Origin of the sequence: Ideonella livida (assembly GCF_010499455.1) — a bacterium.
Lineage (GTDB): Bacteria > Pseudomonadota > Gammaproteobacteria > Burkholderiales > Burkholderiaceae_C > Ideonella > Ideonella livida.
This window is the reverse complement of sequence record NZ_JAAGOH010000003.1, coordinates 1-16,688: the sequence shown is the minus strand read 5'-3', so window position 1 is coordinate 16,688 and position 16,688 is coordinate 1. Positions and strand designations below refer to the sequence as shown.

Here is a 16,688-nt window from a genome sequence, read left to right as displayed (position 1 = left end):
CTCAGTTCGGCAGGCCCAGCAGCGCCCGGGCGGCGGCCACGCGCTGCGCCACCGGTGCCTGCGGATGACGCATCACTGCCTGCAGAAACGCACGGGGGTCGTCGGTCTGCGGCAGGTCGGGCAGGCACAAGCTGTCCGATGCCGCTTCGGGCGCGGCCGGGGGCCCGGCGGTCGCCTGCGCCGGACCTGCCGGGCCCGCCGAGGGTGCCGGACTGGCCGCGGGGGGCGCCTGGCGAGTGCCATCGGCCTGCAGGCCCAGCACCGCCAGGGCCTGCTGCCACTCGGCGGGGCTGACCGGCTGCAAGGGGCGCAACCGCTCGGCCTGGCCGTCCTCGCCCGGCGCGATGTCCAGCCAGGGCGTGTCGGCGAACACCGGCGCCAAATCTGGTGAGACAAAGGCCGACCATTGCTCGGGCCGCACCTGTTCGGGCAACCGGGGCAAGGTCCGCTCGGGGGCGGCCGGATCGGGCCACAGGCGCAGGCGGTGCGCCGGCACCTCGGGCAGGAAATGCGGGCCCAGGGCCTGCAGCAGGGCATGGGCGGCCGGGGTGCTCACCGCCTGCGCCAGTGAGAACCACAGCTGCAGCCCCTCATCGCCCGACACCGCAATGGCGGGCGCCGGCCAGCCCAGGTGCTCCTGCACGCCGCGCCACACCGTGCCCAGGGCCTGCCAGTCGGCTGGACGGGACAGCTCCAGCACCAGGGCGCGGCAGTGGCCGGTGTCGTCACGGTCCTGGCCTGGGGCCGGGGGCATCAGGTAGAGGCGTAGGCGTTCGGCAAGCAGGCGCGACATGGTGAACTCTCCAGAGGCGCCGCACTGTAAGCCAAGGGGGGCCGGACGCCACCAGGCAGGGCGTCTGGCCCTGGGGGCTTGGCCCGGGCTTCCGCTACGGGGCGCTGCGCCTGCCTACACTCGGTCGCATGAGCACCTCTTCCTCCACCGTCTCCTCTGCCCCTTCCGATGCCACTGCCGCGCCGGCCGCCTACGTCCCGCCGCGGGTCTGGACCTGGGACACCGCCAACGGCGGCGCCTTCGCCAGCATCAACCGGCCCATCGCCGGCGCCACCCACGACAAGGCCCTGCCCGTGGGCCAGCACCCGCTGCAGCTCTACTCCATGGGCACGCCCAATGGCCAGAAAGTCACCCTCTTGCTGGAGGAACTGCTCGCTGCGGGCCACACCGGTGCCGAATACGACGCCTGGCTGATCCGCATCGGCGATGGCGACCAGTTCGGCAGCGGATTTGTGGAAGTGAACCCCAACTCCAAGATTCCGGCGCTGCTGGACCGCAGCGGATCCGAGCCGGTGCGGATCTTTGAGAGTGGGGCCATCCTCATGTACCTGGCGGAGAAGTTCGGCGCCTTCCTGCCCACCGGCGCCGGCCGGGCCGAGTGCCTGTCCTGGTTGTTCTGGCAGATGGGCAGTGCGCCTTTCCTGGGCGGCGGCTTTGGCCACTTCTATGCGTATGCCCCGGCCAAGATCCAGTATGCGATCGACCGTTACGCCATGGAGTCCAAACGCCAGATGGACGTGCTGGACCGCCGGCTGGCCGAGCATCGTTTTGTGGCTGGCGACGACTACACGATTGCCGACATGGCCATCTGGCCCTGGTACGGCGGCCTCTCGCTGGGCCAGCTCTACGACGCCGCCGAATTCCTGGCCGTCGACGAGTATCGTCATGTGCGGCGATGGGCTGAGGAAGTGGGTGCTCGCCCCGCGGTGCAACGGGGCCGCATCGTCAACCGCACCCGCGGCCCCCTGGCCGAGCAGTTGCATGAGCGCCATGACGCCAGCGACTTCCAGTTGCGCACCCAGGACAAGCTGAGCGCTGCTTGACGCCTTGGCCTCCCTGCTCAGTGGGGGGGATGCGCCGGTCCATGGTCATGGTCATCGTGGTTTCCGGCGCGGCAGCGCGGTGCAGGCCCGGCTGCACAGCATGTGTCATGCGCAGGGGGGGCGCCGTGGTGGGCTGCTGTTGCGCCCGTGGCGCCGGCCGGCGCCGCCGCGGTGGCCAGCTCCGTGGTGGCCTGGCGCCAGACGGTCGCGGCGCCACTGAGGGCCAGCACCGCCATGAACGCGGCCACCCCCAGGTCGGGCCACGGCGAGCCGGTGCCCAGCACGCCCAGGGCGGCCAGGCCCACGGCCACATTGCCCACCGCATCGTTGCGCGAGCAGATCCAGACCGAACGCATATTGGCGTCGCCCGTGCGGTGGCGGTAGAGCAGCAGGGCCACGCCCACATTGGCCAGCAGGGCCAGCGTGGCCAGCACGCCCATGGTGGCCGGCTCCGGCATGCTGCCGGTCTGCCAGGCCCATAACGCCCGGCCCAGCACCAAGACGCCGAAGCCCGCCATGCAGATCGCCTTGAACTGCGCGGTGCGCGCCCGTACCGCCACCGTCATGCCCAGCACGGCCAGGGACACGCCGTAGTTCACCGCGTCGCCGAAGAAGTCCACCGCATCGGCCAGCAGTGCGACCGAGCCCGACGCCCAGCCCGCCCAGGACTCGACCACGAACATGAGGGCATTGACCCACAAGGCGATCCACAGCGCGCGGCGAAAGCGCGGATCGGCCGAAGGGGGCAGGGGAGCACAGCAGGAAGCAGACATGTCGGTCAGGCCGGCGGCAACCGGCGCGGAGGTCCTGGCCCAGCGCCAGAACCGCATTTCAAACCCTGAAGTCACTCCAGGGTCAAGCCCTCCGGCCACGTGCCGTTCTGACACATGGCAAGGAAAGCGGTGCATCTTTGGCGAAGAAGTCGTCCAGACCTGTTACCCTGTCGGCCCTTGCCGCAGCTTTGCTCTCCTTTGCGGCATCGCGGCGTGGCCAGCCGGAGTTCTGCTCCGGCCTGAGGCCCGGCCGCCATCCTCGGCGAGCGTCCACCTGGCCCGACTGCCGCCCTCCCGTCCCGGAGGGTCTGAAGGCCGCTTACCTGCCGGTGCTCCCGTTCCCGTGCGTTCCTGGCCGCGTGCTGCGGCTCCGAAGGCGAGTGTCACGGAAGTTGCCGGCCCCTGGACCGGTGCGATGCCGTACTGGCCGGGTGCCCTTCCTCTCTCTTTCTCTTTCTTTCTGGGTCCCTTCGGGAACACTTCATGGACAACAAGCTTTACGTGGGCAACCTGGCCTATGCCGTGCGCGACGATGATCTGGCGCAAATGTTCGCCCCCTACGGCCAAGTGCAGTCGGCCAAGGTCATGATGGAGCGTGACACCGGCCGCTCCAAGGGTTTCGGTTTCGTCGAGATGGGCAGCGGCGCTGAAGCGCAAGCCGCCATCGAAGGCCTGAACGGCCAGTCCGCCGGCGGCCGTGCCCTGGTGGTCAACGTGGCCCGTCCGCGCGAAGAGCGTCCGGGCGGCTTCGGCGGCCCGCGCGGTGGTGGCGGCGGCTTCGGCGGCGGCGGCTCGCGCAGCGGTGGCGGCGGCTTCGGCGGCGGCTACGGTTCGGGTGGCGGCTACGGCGGCGGTGGCCGCAACCGTTACTGATCTGCCTTAGGGGCTGATCCCTTGCGGCCGCGGCCTTGAGCCGGCGGCCGCCTCTGCGACGCGGGCCCCAGGGCCCGCGTTGTCGTTGGGGGGTCGATTTGTCGCGCCGGCGGCAGGCCGCGGCCACCGGGCCGTGCTGCAATGCCGGCATGAGCACCGCATCTCTTTCCCCCCTCCGTTTTGATGGCCGCGTGGCCATCGTCACTGGTGCCGGCGGCGGCCTGGGCCGCCAGCATGCGCTGGCCTTGGCCGCGCGTGGCGCCAAGGTCGTGGTCAATGACTTCGCGCCCGCCCACGGCAGCGACAGCCCGGCCGACGCCGTGGTGGCCGAGATCCGCGCCGCCGGCGGCGAGGCCATCGCCAACGGCGCCTCGGTCACGGACTTTGTGGCGGTGCAGGCCATGGTGCAGCAGGCGGTGGACACCTGGGGCCGGGTCGACATCCTGGTCAACAACGCCGGCATCCTGCGCGACAAGTCCTTTGCCAAGATGGCGCTGGACGACTTCCGCCTGGTGCTGGAGGTCCACCTCATGGGCGCGGTGCACGGCTGCAAGGCCGTGTGGGAGCTGATGCGCGCGCAAAACTACGGCCGCATCGTCTTGACCACCTCGTCCTCCGGCCTCTACGGCAACTTTGGCCAGAGCAACTACGGCGCGGCCAAGATGGCCCTGGTGGGCCTGATGCAGACCCTGTCGCTGGAAGGCGAGAAGAACGGCATCCGCGTCAACTGCCTGGCCCCCACCGCCGCCACCCGCATGACCGAGGGCCTGATGCCCCAGGCCGTGCTGGACCTGCTCCGCCCTGAGGCTGTCACCCCGGCCCTGCTGGCCCTGTGCGCCGACGACGCGCCCAACCGCGCCATCGCCTGCGCCGGTGCCGGCACCTTCGAGCGCGCCTACATCACCCTGACCCAAGGCGTGCACCTGGGCCTGGCCCCGGACACCCCCGAGCAGGTGGTGGCACAGTGGGACGAGGTCTCGCAGCGCGACGAGGGCGAGCAGGTGCCCGCCAGCGGCGCCGCCCAGGGCACCAACGAGGTGGGACAGGCGATGCGGGCGGCCCGGGGCTGAGGCGGGCGGGGCCCGCGGGATGCGGCTGCCCCCACACCGCCGCGGCGACCGGCGAGCAGCCGCCAGGGCTGGATGTATTGATGCCATCAAACCATCCCTTCAACACGTTGCGATTCTCCTGATGGGTTGGCCTGCCTAGCATCTGCGGCAGATCAAGACGCGCGGTGCGCTGTGGGGCTCCCGGCGCCCCGCGCGGACCGCCAGGAGACTTCCCCCGTGACCGAATCCCTCACCTGTGCCGTCGGGCCGCTGCGGCCGCACCACCTGGGCATCAGCGTGCCCGACCTGGACCAAGCGCTGGACTGGTATGAGCGCCTGCTCGGCTTTGTGCTGGAGGAGCGGCTCTACATCGAGAAGATCCCTGCGCACATCGCCTTCGTCAAGCGCGGCAACTTCCGCATTGAGATCTTCCAGGTCGAGGGGGCCGCCCCGCTGCCGGCCGACCGGCGCGTGCCCAACCTGGACCTGAAGACCCACGGCAATAAGCACCTGTGCTTTGAGGTGCCCGATGTGCCGGCCGCCGTGGCCGCGCTGCGTGCCGCTGGGGCGGACATCGCCCTGGAGCTGACGGTGCAGGGCAACCCCACGGCCTTTGTGCGTGATTGCGCTGGCAACCTGATCGAGCTGCTGCAGCCCTTTGAGCGGCGTCAGGTGCCCGCCCCGGGCTGAGCACTGTGCCCGTTGGCGTGGCCTGCGGGTCAGCCCACCGGGCATGCGCCAGGCTGATACCTGCCATCGGCACAAACCATTTCCCCGCGGACAGGGGGCTGCCTAGCATCCGCCGCCACCGCAGGACCCCTTGTTCCTTACCCCTTTCGCCTTCAACCGCCGCGTGCGAGAGAGAACCCCATGACCATCCAGACCATCAAGGCCGGCAAGCCCGCCGCCGCCAAGGCCGACCTGAACGCCCAGGTGCGCGCCACCGTCGAAGGCATCCTGGCCGACATCGAGACCCGTGGCGACGCGGCGGTGCGCGAGTACAGCGCCAAGTTCGACAAGTGGTCCCCCGAGAGCTTCCGCCTGAGTGCCCAGCAGATCCAGGCCTGCATCGCCAGCCTGCCGCCCCAGACGATCGACGACATCAAGTTCGCCCAGGCGCAGATCCGCCGCTTCGCGCAGATCCAGCGCGACTCGATGAAGGATGTGGAGGTGGAGACGCTGCCCGGCGTGGTGCTGGGCCACCGCAACATTCCGATGAACTCGGTGGGCTGCTACATCCCCGGCGGCAAGTACCCGCTGATCGCCAGCGCGCACATGAGCGTGCTGACCGCGAAGGTGGCCGGTGTGAAGCGCATCATCGCCTGCGCCCCGCCGTTTGACGGCGCCCCTTGCCCCGAGATCGTGGCCGCCATGCACATGGCCGGCGCCGACGAGATTTACTGCCTGGGCGGCGTGCAGGCCGTGGCCGCCATGGCCATCGGCACCGAGACCCTCCCCGGCGTGGACATGATCGTGGGCCCGGGCAATGCCTATGTGGCCGAGGCCAAGCGTCAACTGTTCGGCCGCGTGGGCATTGACCTGTTCGCCGGCCCGACCGAAACCATGGTGATCTGCGATGACACCGTGGACGCTGAGCTGGTGGCGGTGGACCTGCTGGGCCAGGCCGAGCACGGCCCGACCAGCCCGGCCTACTGCATCACCACCAGCAAGAAGATCGCGGAGCAGCTGCCGGCCGCCATCGACACCGTGCTGTCGCGCCTGGATACCGCGCCGATCGCCAGCGTGTCGTGGCGCGACTATGGCGAAATCATCTTGTGCGACACGGATGAGGAGATGCTGCAGGAGTCCGAGCGCCTGTGCTCGGAGCATGTGCAGGTGATGACCAAGGACCCGGACTGGTTCCTGCAGCGCATGACCAGCTACGGCGGTCTGTTCCTGGGCCACCGCACCAACGTGAGCTACGGTGACAAGGTGATTGGCACCAACCACACGCTGCCGACGCAAGGCGCCGGCCGCTACACCGGCGGCCTGTGGGTGGGCAAGTTCATCAAGACCCACACTTACCAGCGCGTGCTGACCGACGAGGCCAGCGTGATGGTGGGGGAGTACTGCTCGCGCCTGTGCGGCTACGAGCACATGAGTGGCCACAAGGAGCAGGCGGACATCCGGGTGCGGCGCCTGAAGAAAGTGTGATTTCCCGGTGACGGGTTGCGCGGTCGGGGCGGGGTGCTGTGTTGGGCTCGTGTCCCCCGCCGCCAGCCTGCGGCTGTCGTCTCCTCCTTTACCTCGCCCAACACAGCACCCCACCCCCGACGAGCCACCGTTTTGGGTCTTCGACGGGTGAAACCACTAAGACCCTGGCACTGTGGAGGGCGGGTGAGTGCTTCCGCGAAGTCAAGGGGGAGGCCGCAGGCCGGAGGATATGAGTGGAAGCACTCACCCGCCCTCCACACCGAGATGACTGTGCCCATCCTCCAACCCTCGCGTCACCAACGGCTCCAACCGGCCACGTCCTGAACAGAAAGCTCATAACCCTCATGCCAGCAAACCTGAACGGACAAGTCGCCGTCGTCACCGGCGGTGCCGGGGGCATCGGTGAAGCCATCTGCATCGGCCTGGCCCAGGCCGGTGCCACCGTGGTGGTGGGCTACAACCGCTCGGAAGGCCCGGCGGCGGAACTGGCTGCGCGCTTGCCCGCCGCCGCCGGTGCCCCGCAGCACGCCGCGCTGAAGTGCCCCGTCACCGACTCCGCCGCCCTGGCCCAGATGGCCGCTGACGTGCAGCGCCGCTACGGCCGTTGCGACATCCTGGTCAACTGCGCCGGCACCACCCGCTTTGTGCCCCATGCCGACCTGGCCGGGCTGGACGACGGCCTGATCGACGAGATTTTGGCCACCAACGTGCGTGGCCCCATCGCCGCCCTGCGCGCCCTGCAGCCCCTGCTGGCCGCCCCCAAGGCCGGAGGACACAGCGGCCTGGTGGTCAACATCTCCTCCATCGCCGCCGTCACCGCCATGGGCAGCAACATCGCCTACTGCGCCTCCAAGGCCGCGGTGGACAACCTCACCAAGAGCCTGGCCCGGGCGCTGGCGCCGGCCATCCGCGTGCTCAGCGTCTCGCCCGGCCTGGCCGACACCGAGTTTGTGAAAAGCCTGGACGTGGCCTGGCGCGACGAGCAGGCCGCCCGCACGCCCCTGAAGCGCCTGGCCCTGCCCGAAGAGGTGGCCGCCGCTGTGGTGGCCGCCGCCACACACCTCACCTTCACCACCGGCGCCGTCATCCCCGTGGATGGCGGCCGGCCGCTGGCCTGAAGCGAAACCGTCTCTCCACCCGCAAGGACTCCCCGCCATGCGATCTGCCTCCACCCTCCCGCGCCGGCGCGTGCTGCGGCGCCTGCTGGCCGCCAGCCTGGCCGGGCCCGCCGCCAGCCTGCTGGGCGCCAGCCCCGCTCGGGCCCAGGGCGACGTGCTCAAGCTCGTCGTCGCCGCGCCGCCCGGTGGCATCACCGACCAAATGGGCCGAGCCCTCTCAGAGCCCCTGCGCCAGGCCTTGCGCCAGGCGGTCATGGTGGAAAACCGGCCGGGCGCCAGTGGCGCCATCGCCGCGCGGGCCGTGCTGCAAGCCCCGGCCGATGGCCGCACCCTGTTTCTGGCCACGCCCACCAGCCTCACGCTGCCCACGCTGCTCAAACAGCCCGCGCCCTTTGATGCGCAAAAGGACTTTGCCCCCGTGGCCCTGCTGGCCGGGGGCGACGGCCTGCTGGTGGTGCCCGCCAGCTTGCCGGTCAACACCGTGCAGGAGCTGGTGGCCTATATGAAAGCTCGGCCCGGCCAGCTCAACTACGGCAGCGCCGGCATTGCCAGCACCAACCACCTGGCCATGGCCCTGCTGCTGGACCGCTTGGGCGCTGACGCCGTGCACGTGCCTTTCACCGGCGCTGGCCCGGCCATCACCGCGCTGCTGGGCGGGCAGTTTCAGCTCTATGTGGGCGACATCGGCAGCGTGGGTGCTCAGGTGCGTGCGGGCAAGCTCAAGGCCCTCGCCCAAGTAGGTTTGAAGCGCAGCCCCGCTTTCCCGGATGTGCCCACCCTGGCCGAGACCGTGGCCCCCGGCTACCGCGCCACTTTCTGGCTGGGCTTGCTGGCCCGGGCCGACACGCCCGCGCCGCTGCTGGCCAAGCTCAACGACGCCGCCAACCAAGCCTTGGTGGCCGAGGCCGTGCGCGCCCAGCTGGTGGCCATGGCCTTTGAAGGCCACACCGGCCCGCCGCGTGACCTGGCCGAGCAGATCGCCAGCGACCTGGCCACCTGGGGCCCGCTCATCCGCAAGCACCACATCACCGCGCAGTGAGCGCGGCCCCGTTCAGAACACCCAGAACCCCGGAGACAGACCATGAAACTCGCCACCTACAAGAACGGCAGCCGCGACGGCCGCCTGCTCGTCGTCAGCCGTGACCTGAAGCGTGCGGTGGACGCCGCCGCCCATGCGCCCACGATGCAGTTCGCCATCGAGCACTGGGATGCCGTGGCCCCCGGCCTGCAGGCCCTGTACGCCACCCTGAACGCCGGCGCCGTGGCCGGTGAAATCGAGTTCGACCCGCGTCAGGCCATGTCACCGCTGCCGCGCACCCACCAGTTCGTGGACGCCTCGGCCTTCTTGAACCACGGCCACATCATGGAAGAGGCCTACCAGCTCACCGTGAAGAAGACGCCTGGCATCCCGGTGCTGGTGCAGCGCCAGAGTGATGACTTTGCCGGCCCTTGCGACGACTACCCGCTGATCGAGGCCGACAACGGTGACTTTGAAGGCGAGTTCGCCGTCATCGTGGACGACACGCCCATGGCCAGCAGCCCTGAGGTGTGCGCCAGCAAGATCCGCCTGGTGATGATCTTGAACGACGTGAGCATGCGCGCCCACCTGTTCCGCGAGCTGCAGATGGGCTTTGGCTTCATCAACGCCAAGCCGGCCACGGTGTTCGGCCCGGTGGCCGTCACGCCGGATGAATTGGGCGAGGCCTGGGGCGCCGACGGCCGCATCCACCTCAACATGAACGTCAGCCGCAACGGCCAGTGGTTTGGCCAGCCCAACGGCCGCGAGATGGACTGGAGTTTTGGCGAGCTGCTGGCCCACCTGGGCAAGAACCGCAACCTGCGCGCCGGCACCATCCTGGGCACGGGCACCGTCAGCAACCAGGCCGCCCGCACCGTGGGTTCGGCCTGCCTGGCCGAGAAGCGCGCGCTGGAAAAGATCGCCACCGGCGACTCCACCACCCCCTTCCTGCAGCTGGGCGACCGCCTGCGCTTTGAGGTGATGGGCGCCGATGGCCAGAGCATCTTTGGTGCGGTGGACCACCAGTTCGTGCCCTTTGGCCAGCGTTGAGCCGCATTGAAAGCAAGAAGATGAGCAGTTACGACATCGTGGCCATGGGCGCCGGCCACAACGGTTTGGTCGCCGCCGCCTACCTGGCCAAGGCGGGCAAAAAGGTACTGGTGCTGGAACGCAAGAACCACCCCGGTGGCGGCGTCAGCACCCAGCAGCTCAACACCCCGGGCTACTGGCATGACGAGCACAGCAGCGTGCACATCATGATCCAGGGCAACCCCATGCTGCGCCAGGACGAGCTGGGCCTGCTCTCCCAGCACGGGCTGAAGTACCACTACTCGCCGGTGCCGCACGCCACGGTCTTTCCGGACCAGTCGGTGCTCTACACCTACAAGGACCTGGACAAGACCTGCGAGTGCTTCGCCAAGGTCAGCCCCAGGGATGCCGAAACCTACCGGAACTTCGTCAAGATGAGTTCCGACATCCTGAAGGTCTTCATGCCGGGCCTCTACAGCCCGCCGCCGCCCCTGGGCGAGCTGGTGGCCATGCTGGACCGGACGGACGAAGGCCGGCTGATGCTGGAGTACATGACCCGGGACTGCCTGAGCTTGGTCAACGACCTGTACGAGAGCGACAAGATCAAGATCCACCTGCTGCGGCTGGTGAGCGAGAACCTGCAGCACCCCAACGAGCTGGGCACCGGCATGGGCGTGCTGCTCATGCCCGGCATCATCCACACCTATGGCGTGAGCCAGCCCATCGGCGGCAGCGGCAAGCTCACCGAAGCCCTGGTGCGCTGCATCGAAAGCCACGGCGGTGAAGTGCGCTGCAACGCCGAGGTGGCGCAGATCCTCACCAGCGGTGGTCGTGCCACCGGTGTGCGCATGAGTGACGGCGAGCAGATCCTGGCCAAGGACGCGGTGATTGGCGCCATCCACCCGCATGTGGTGCGCAAGTTCGTGCAGGGCGTGCCGGAGCCGGTGCTCAAAAAGGCCGAGCGCACCCAGCTCGCGCCGTTCTCCATCATGGTCAGCCACTACGACCTGAAGGAAAACGCCCAGTACTACGCCGACGACCAGGTGGGCTATGCCACCATGTGCGAGTTCATGGCCACGGATTCGCTCGACGAGATGCTGGCCGATTTCGATGACTTGAAGCGTGGCCTCATCACCGAGCGCCGCCTGTGCGCCGGCGGTGACGAGAGCATCGGCGACAAGACCCGTGTGCCTGCAGGCGCCGGCATGTTCCACGGCATCACCTTCGCGCCGTACACCGTGACGGACAAGCGCTGGAAGGACCGTCACTGGGACGAGTTCAAGGAAGAGATCGGCGACCTGTCGCTCGCCCACTACCGCAAGTTCGTGAAGAACCTGACGAGCGACAACATCATCGCCCGCAGCATCGTCAGCCCGGTGGATTTGGAGCGCTCCAGCCCCAACAGCATGATGCGTGGCGACCTGCACGGCGTGGCGCCCTACTTCCACCAAAGCGCCGGGGCCCGCCCCACCCAGGACCTGGGCCAGTACACCGTGCCCGGTGTGGAGCGCTTGTACCTGGCGGGCCCGTTCCAGCACCCGGGCGGCGGCGTCTACGGCGCTGGCCGCGCCACCGCCATCAAGATGTTCGAGGAGTTGGGCATGGACTTTGGCGCCGTGGCCGCCGGGGCGCGCCAGGACAACGCCAACCCGAACGTGGTGGCCACTGCCGAGAAGGTCACCAAGAAGGAAGGCATGGTCCTTCGCGGCCCCGCCAACGAGGAGCTGATGCACGTGGAGGCCATCGACCGCGTGGGCGACGAGCTGGTCATCAAGGGCAAGAGCTTTGGCACCATGCCCATGCAGGCCCGGCTGGATGCCGACTCGGCCCGCGCCGGCCTGAAGCTGCTGGGCCTGGGCAAGCTGGCCTTCCTGGCCACCCTGCCGCTGCGCAAAGGCACGGGAGACTGATGCATGGACCGCGCCCGTTTTGACGACTACGTGGCCCGCTTCAACGCCGAGGACGCCACGGCTTTTGACGACTACCTCAGCCCCGAGGTGGCGGTGCAAAACGGTGGCCTGCACTACACCGGCGTGCAAGGCATGAAGGACCACTACGCCCGCATCTGGGGCACCTTCCGTGAGACGCTGAACGTCCAGCGCTATGTGGCCGATGCCCACAGCGCCGCGGTGCACCTCAAGACCCACTTCGAAGCGCTGAAGGACGCGGACACATCACCCTTCGGCCCGGTGCGACGCGGTGAGTGCTTCGACTACGACGGCGTGGTGTTCTACGACCTCGACGCCAGCGGGCGCTTCAGCCGCATCCTCGTCTCCTACCTGTCCTTCACCCGCACCGGGGTGGATGGCGTGACCCATTCCCTGGGCCTGGCGCATTGACGCCGCCCCGTTCAAGGAAAGAACTCCCATGACCCATGTTGTCGTCACCGGTGCCGACGGTTTTGTCGGCCGCGCCCTGGTGCAACGCCTGCTGCAGGACGGCCTGAACGGTCAGCCCGTGTCCCGCCTCACCCTGCTGGACGTGGGCTTTGCCGGCCCGGCGGCCGACCCGCGGGTGCGCCAGCGGCCTGGAAGCATTGCCGATGCCGGCCTGCGTGCCGCTGCCTACGAAGGCGGTGTGGACGCCGTGTTCCACCTGGCCAGCATCCCCGGCGGTGCGGCCGAGAAGAACTACGAGCTGGGCCGCCAGGTCAACCTGGACGCCACGCTGGGCCTGCTGGAAGACCTGCGTGGTGTGCAGGCCAGCGATGGCGGCGTGCCCCGGTTTGTGTTTGCCAGCACCATTGCCGTCTACGGCGAGCACCTGCCCGCTGTGGTGGACGAGGCCACGCTGCCCAACCCCGGCCTCTCCTACGGCGCCCACAAGCTGGCCGGTGAAACCCTGGTGGCCGACGCCAGCCGCAAGGGTTGGGTACAAGGCTGCTCGCTGCGCCTGCCGGGTGTGGTGGCCCGCCCGGGCGAGGGCACCGGGATGATGAGCGCCTTCATGAGCCTGCTGTTCTGGCGCCTGGCCGCCGGCCAGCCGCTGACCGTGCCGGTCACGCCGCAGGGTGTGGCCTGGTGGATTTCGGTGGGCGCCTGCGTGGACAACCTGCTGCACGCCGCCACCGTGGACCCCGCCCGCTTGAACCCGCGCCGCAGCTACCAGATGCCGGTGCTGCGCTTCACCGTGGCCGAGCTGGTGGACGCGCTGTGCGCCCGCTTTGGCGAAGACCGCCGCGCCCTGGTGCAGTACGTGCCCGACCCCTTCATCCAGAAGTTGTTCGCCAGCTACCCGCCGCTGCGCACCCCCGAGGCCGAGGCCCTGGGCCTGCGCCACGACGGGGACATCGACCGCCTCATCACCCACGCCATGGCCTGAGGGCCGGCTCGTTCGCAGACCTTCCAAGCGCCAAGGCCCCCACCCCATGTTCCAGTACTTTCCCACCAACTACGTGTGGAGCCTGTCCACCCTGATCGCCCTCACCCACGGGGGCAATATTGGCGAGGTGGACGCCATGTGCGCCCCCCTGCGTGAAGCCGCCCAGGCCGGTGACGACCCCGGCACCGTGGCCTTCTACCAGGCCTGGAAAGGCGGGGCGGAGCAGCTCGAAGGCCTGGCCCAGCAGGACCTGCTGCGCGGCCGGCGCCGCTCGGCCGGCGAGAAGCTGGGCCGCGCCGCGCTGTACCACGGCATTGCCGAGCGCATGCAGGCCCACGGTTTTGAGCACCGTCTGGCCCAGTACCGCCACTCGCTGGCCTTGTTCGAGCGCAGCCGCCAGCTCACCGGCGAGAACTGCGTCCGGGTGGAGATTCCTTATGTGCGGCCCGACTTTGACGGCCCGCAACCCGGCCACCTGAGTGGCCTGTACGTGCGCGCCCAAGGCCTGGCCCCCGGCCAGCGTGCGCCGCTGGTGCTGGTGCTCAACGGCCTGGATTCCACCAAGGAGATGCTGCAGAAGAGCGTGATGGGCACCCTGTTTGCGCAGCGTGGCCTGTCCACCCTGTTCCTGGACCAGCCCGGCACCGGCGAGGCCCTGCGCCTGGGCGGCTTGCCTGCCGTGCCCCAGACCGAAACCTGGGCCACCCCGGTGATGGACTGGCTGGTGCAGCACCCCGAGGTGGACCCGGCGCGCATCGGCGCCCTGGGCGTGTCGCTGGGCGGCTACTACTGCCCGCGCGCCGTGGCCTTTGAGCCGCGCTTTGCCTGCGGCGCCGTCTGGGGGGCCAACCACGACTGGCGCGCCGTGCAGCAGGCCCGCCTGCAGCGCGAGGGCGAGAACCCCGTGCCCCACTACTGGAAGCATGTGCAATGGGTGTTTGGCGCCCGCGACCTGGACGACTTTCTGGCCAAGGCTGAGGGTATGCACCTCAACGGCGTGCTCGATCGCATCCGCGTGCCCTTTCTCGTCACCCACGGCGAGAACGACCGCCAAATTCCGCTGAAGTACGCCCACCAGACCTACGGGCAGCTGGTCAACAGCCCGCGCCGCGAGCTGATCGTGTTTGACCAGCAAACCGGCGGCGTGGAGCACAGCTCGCTGGACAACCCCGCCAACGCCGGCAACTTGATCGCCGACTGGCTGGCCGAAGTGCTGGGCGGCCAGGTGTGAGCGCCGGGCTGGCGGCCGCTCCGCCAGCGCCCGCCGCGCCCGCGTTTGCGCCTGCCGCGCGGCCATTCCCCAGAACAAACCCCCAAGGAGACCCCATGGCCCTGATCCGCAACGCCCTCATCGTGGGCGGTGGCGTGGGCGGCATGTGTGCCGCCATCCAGCTGCGCAAGCTGGGCATCGCCGTTGATCTGGTCGAGATCAACCCCCACTGGGCGCCCGACGGCGCCGGCATCACCCTCAGCGGCCCCAGCCTGCGCGCCCTGCACACCGTGGGCGTGCTCGATGAGGTGCTGCGCCAAGGCGGCCACTGGCGCGCCATCGACCTCTGCAACGCCGCCGGTGAGGTGGTGAATACCGTGCCGGTGCACCCGGCTGAAGGCGCGGCTGAGCTGCCGCCCGCCGGCGGCATCCTGCGTCCGGTGCTGGCCGACATCTTGGGCCAGGCCGTGCTGGCCGCCGGCGCCCGCGTGCGCCTGGGCGTGAGCTTTGAGACCCTCACGCCCGATGCCGACGGCGCGGACGTGCGCTTCACCGACGGCACCAGCGCCCGCTATGACCTGGTGATCGGCGCCGACGGCGTGAACTCCAAGGTCCGCGCCCTGGTCAAGCCCGACTTTGGCGGCCCGCGTTTCACCGGCCAGGGCTCGTGGCGCGCCGTGGTGCCGCGCCTGCGCGAAAACAGCACCATCTACATGGGCGCCACCACCAAGGCGGGCCTGAACCCCATCAGCGCGACCGAGTGCTACCTCTTTGTGCTGGACAAGCGCGAGGGCCTGGACTTCATTCCGCTCGCCGAATGGCCCGAACGCCTGGCCGAACTGCTGGAAGAGTTTGGCGGCCAAGTTGGCCAGATCCGCGACGCGCTGCGTGCCGGCACCCTGCCCAACGCCCGCGTGCTCTACCGCCCGCTGGCCGGCCACATGATCGACGGGCCCTGGCACCGTGGCCGCATCGTGCTGCTGGGCGACACGGTGCACGCCACCACACCGCACCTGGCCTCTGGCGCGGGCATCGCCATCGAAGGCGCCCTCGTGCTGGCCGAAGAGCTGGCCCGCCGCCACAGCCTGGAAGGCGCGCTGCTGGCCTACGCCGGCCGTCACTACGACCGTGCCCGGCTGGTGGTCAGCGCCTCGGGCCGCATGGGCCAGATCGAGCAACAGGGCGGCAGCCGCGAGGAGCACACCCAGGTGATGCTGCAGGCCCAAGAGGCGCTGCGCGCGCCGATCTTAGGCCCCGGGGGCGTGCCGCCCCCGGTTTCTGCCGCCCGCAGACACGCCGGGACGGCGCGCTGAGCGGCACCCAAGCGGCCGTTCAGCGCAGCAGGCGCGCCACGTCCAGCGTTTGCCAGGTGGGGCTTTCCACCACCGGCAGGGCCTGTGCCCAGGCGGCCACCTGGGGCTTGAACAGGCCGTTGTAGGCCGCCCAATAGCGCAGGGTCTTGCCGGTGGCGCCCTGGATCACCTCGCCGTGCAGCGGCAGGCGCCGCAGCAGGTAGGCGCCCTGGGGCGTGTGCACCACCCCGCTGCTCTGGCCGTCGGCCAGCGCCTGGTAGGCCGCCTCCACCGCCGCCGGCAGCACCCCGGCGCCCACCACACGCCCCTGGGGTTCTTGCAGCATGGCCTCGTCCTCGCCCAGCGTGGCGATGGCCTGCTCCATCAGGGCGTCTGGGTCGTCGGCCTGCCGCAGTTGCCGGGCCAGGTCCTGCAGGCGCTGCAGCCGGGCCTGCACCGCCGCCCCAGGCCCAGGCGCCACCCGCACGTACTGCAGATGCTGCAGCCCGGCTTGGTGGATGTAGTCCGCCACGGCCGCGTCGGGGCAGCGCTCCCCCCGTTCGCCGTAGAGCCGGGCGAACAGGCGTTGGCCCAGCAGGTCGGTGCGGGCCAGGTCTTGCATCACGGTCTCGGCGCCGTACATGCGCATGACGATGCGCCGGTACTCCACGCTGCCGTACAGCCGCCGCTGGCGGTCCCATTCCTGCTGCAGGGGCGCCAGATCGCTCGGCGTCAGGGCCACGCCTTGGGCCGCCGCCTGGGCGCGCAGGGCGCTGCTCTGGCGGGCCAGGTCAACCGCGGTCTGGCTCAGCCGCGCTGCCTCCGCCGGGGTGATGGCGGCTGCCGGGCCTGGGGCGGCGCTGGGGTGGGCCTGGGCGCGCTGGTGGCGGTCGGCAAAGCGCAGCCAGAACCACAGCTCGGCGGCGCTGACCGGCTCACCGGCGATCCAGACCGGTGCCGCCGCGGCGGGGGCCGCGCCGCTGGGCGCGGAGGCGGCTGGCGCAGAGGCGGCCGG

The 16,688-nt window shown here is 69.8% G+C and carries 15 protein-coding genes and 1 pseudogene; 13 read left to right on the top strand and 3 right to left on the bottom strand.

Annotated elements, in window-relative coordinates; all coding sequences use genetic code 11:
• Window position 1: 1 nt before the first annotated feature.
• The gene (locus tag G3A44_RS03490) at window positions 2-793 is read right to left on the bottom strand and encodes a hypothetical protein (RefSeq protein WP_163456119.1); all 792 of its coding nucleotides are present in this window, start codon (window positions 791-793) and stop codon (window positions 2-4) included.
• A 128-nt stretch (window positions 794-921) separates the two neighbouring features.
• On the opposite strand from G3A44_RS03490, the gene yghU reads away from it, so the two are divergent.
• The gene (gene yghU / locus G3A44_RS03485; protein WP_163456118.1) at window positions 922-1,836 is read left to right on the top strand and encodes a glutathione-dependent disulfide-bond oxidoreductase; all 915 of its coding nucleotides are present in this window, start codon (window positions 922-924) and stop codon (window positions 1,834-1,836) included.
• 17 nt (window positions 1,837-1,853) lie between these two features.
• On the opposite strand, the gene G3A44_RS03480 is transcribed toward yghU, so the two are convergent.
• Window positions 1,854-2,609, bottom strand: a complete 756-nt coding sequence (locus tag G3A44_RS03480) for a cation efflux transmembrane domain-containing protein (protein WP_163456117.1) — start codon at window positions 2,607-2,609, stop codon at window positions 1,854-1,856.
• A 483-nt stretch (window positions 2,610-3,092) separates the two neighbouring features.
• Here G3A44_RS03480 and rbp point away from each other — a divergent pair, with 483 nt between their 5' ends.
• From rbp to G3A44_RS03420, 12 genes are all read left to right on the top strand, one after another.
• Window positions 3,093-3,482, top strand: coding sequence for an RNA-binding regulator (gene rbp, locus G3A44_RS03475; protein ID WP_163456116.1), 390 nt, complete (start codon window positions 3,093-3,095; stop codon window positions 3,480-3,482).
• Window positions 3,483-3,631: 149 nt separating this feature from the next.
• On the top strand, window positions 3,632-4,552 hold the full coding sequence (locus G3A44_RS03470; protein ID WP_163456115.1) for an SDR family NAD(P)-dependent oxidoreductase: 921 nt from the start codon (window positions 3,632-3,634) through the stop codon (window positions 4,550-4,552).
• Between the two features lie 216 nt (window positions 4,553-4,768).
• The gene (locus G3A44_RS03465; protein WP_163456114.1) at window positions 4,769-5,221 is read left to right on the top strand and encodes a VOC family protein; all 453 of its coding nucleotides are present in this window, start codon (window positions 4,769-4,771) and stop codon (window positions 5,219-5,221) included.
• 180 nt (window positions 5,222-5,401) lie between these two features.
• Window positions 5,402-6,685 carry a histidinol dehydrogenase gene (gene hisD, locus G3A44_RS03460; RefSeq protein WP_163456113.1) on the top strand — a complete coding sequence of 428 codons (1,284 nt, stop codon included), beginning with the start codon at window positions 5,402-5,404 and terminating at the stop codon, window positions 6,683-6,685.
• 344 nt (window positions 6,686-7,029) lie between these two features.
• Window positions 7,030-7,803, top strand: a complete 774-nt coding sequence (locus G3A44_RS03455) for an SDR family NAD(P)-dependent oxidoreductase (RefSeq protein WP_163456112.1) — start codon at window positions 7,030-7,032, stop codon at window positions 7,801-7,803.
• Window positions 7,804-7,840: 37 nt separating this feature from the next.
• Window positions 7,841-8,842 (top strand): Bug family tripartite tricarboxylate transporter substrate binding protein, encoded by a 1,002-nt coding sequence (locus G3A44_RS03450; RefSeq protein WP_163456111.1) that lies wholly within the window; start codon window positions 7,841-7,843, stop codon window positions 8,840-8,842.
• A gap of 42 nt (window positions 8,843-8,884) precedes the next feature.
• Window positions 8,885-9,871, top strand: coding sequence for a fumarylacetoacetate hydrolase family protein (locus G3A44_RS03445; RefSeq protein ID WP_163456110.1), 987 nt, complete (start codon window positions 8,885-8,887; stop codon window positions 9,869-9,871).
• A 20-nt stretch (window positions 9,872-9,891) separates the two neighbouring features.
• Window positions 9,892-11,760: a phytoene desaturase family protein gene (locus tag G3A44_RS03440; RefSeq protein ID WP_163456109.1), complete on the top strand. Its 1,869-nt coding sequence runs from the start codon at window positions 9,892-9,894 to the stop codon at window positions 11,758-11,760.
• Between the two features lie 3 nt (window positions 11,761-11,763).
• Complete coding sequence (locus tag G3A44_RS03435) at window positions 11,764-12,189, top strand: nuclear transport factor 2 family protein (protein ID WP_163456108.1); 426 nt, start codon at window positions 11,764-11,766, stop codon at window positions 12,187-12,189.
• A 28-nt stretch (window positions 12,190-12,217) separates the two neighbouring features.
• Complete coding sequence (locus G3A44_RS03430; protein ID WP_163456107.1) at window positions 12,218-13,171, top strand: NAD-dependent epimerase/dehydratase family protein; 954 nt, start codon at window positions 12,218-12,220, stop codon at window positions 13,169-13,171.
• Window positions 13,172-13,217: 46 nt separating this feature from the next.
• Entirely contained in the window at window positions 13,218-14,402 is a 1,185-nt protein-coding gene (locus G3A44_RS03425) for an alpha/beta hydrolase family protein (RefSeq protein ID WP_163456106.1), read from the top strand.
• A gap of 95 nt (window positions 14,403-14,497) precedes the next feature.
• A complete protein-coding gene (locus G3A44_RS03420; protein ID WP_163456105.1) occupies window positions 14,498-15,694 on the top strand; it encodes an FAD-dependent oxidoreductase in 1,197 nt (398 codons plus the stop codon).
• A gap of 19 nt (window positions 15,695-15,713) precedes the next feature.
• Here G3A44_RS03420 and G3A44_RS03415 read toward each other — a convergent pair.
• Window positions 15,714-16,688: pseudogene (locus G3A44_RS03415) on the bottom strand (hypothetical protein); the annotation flags it as partial.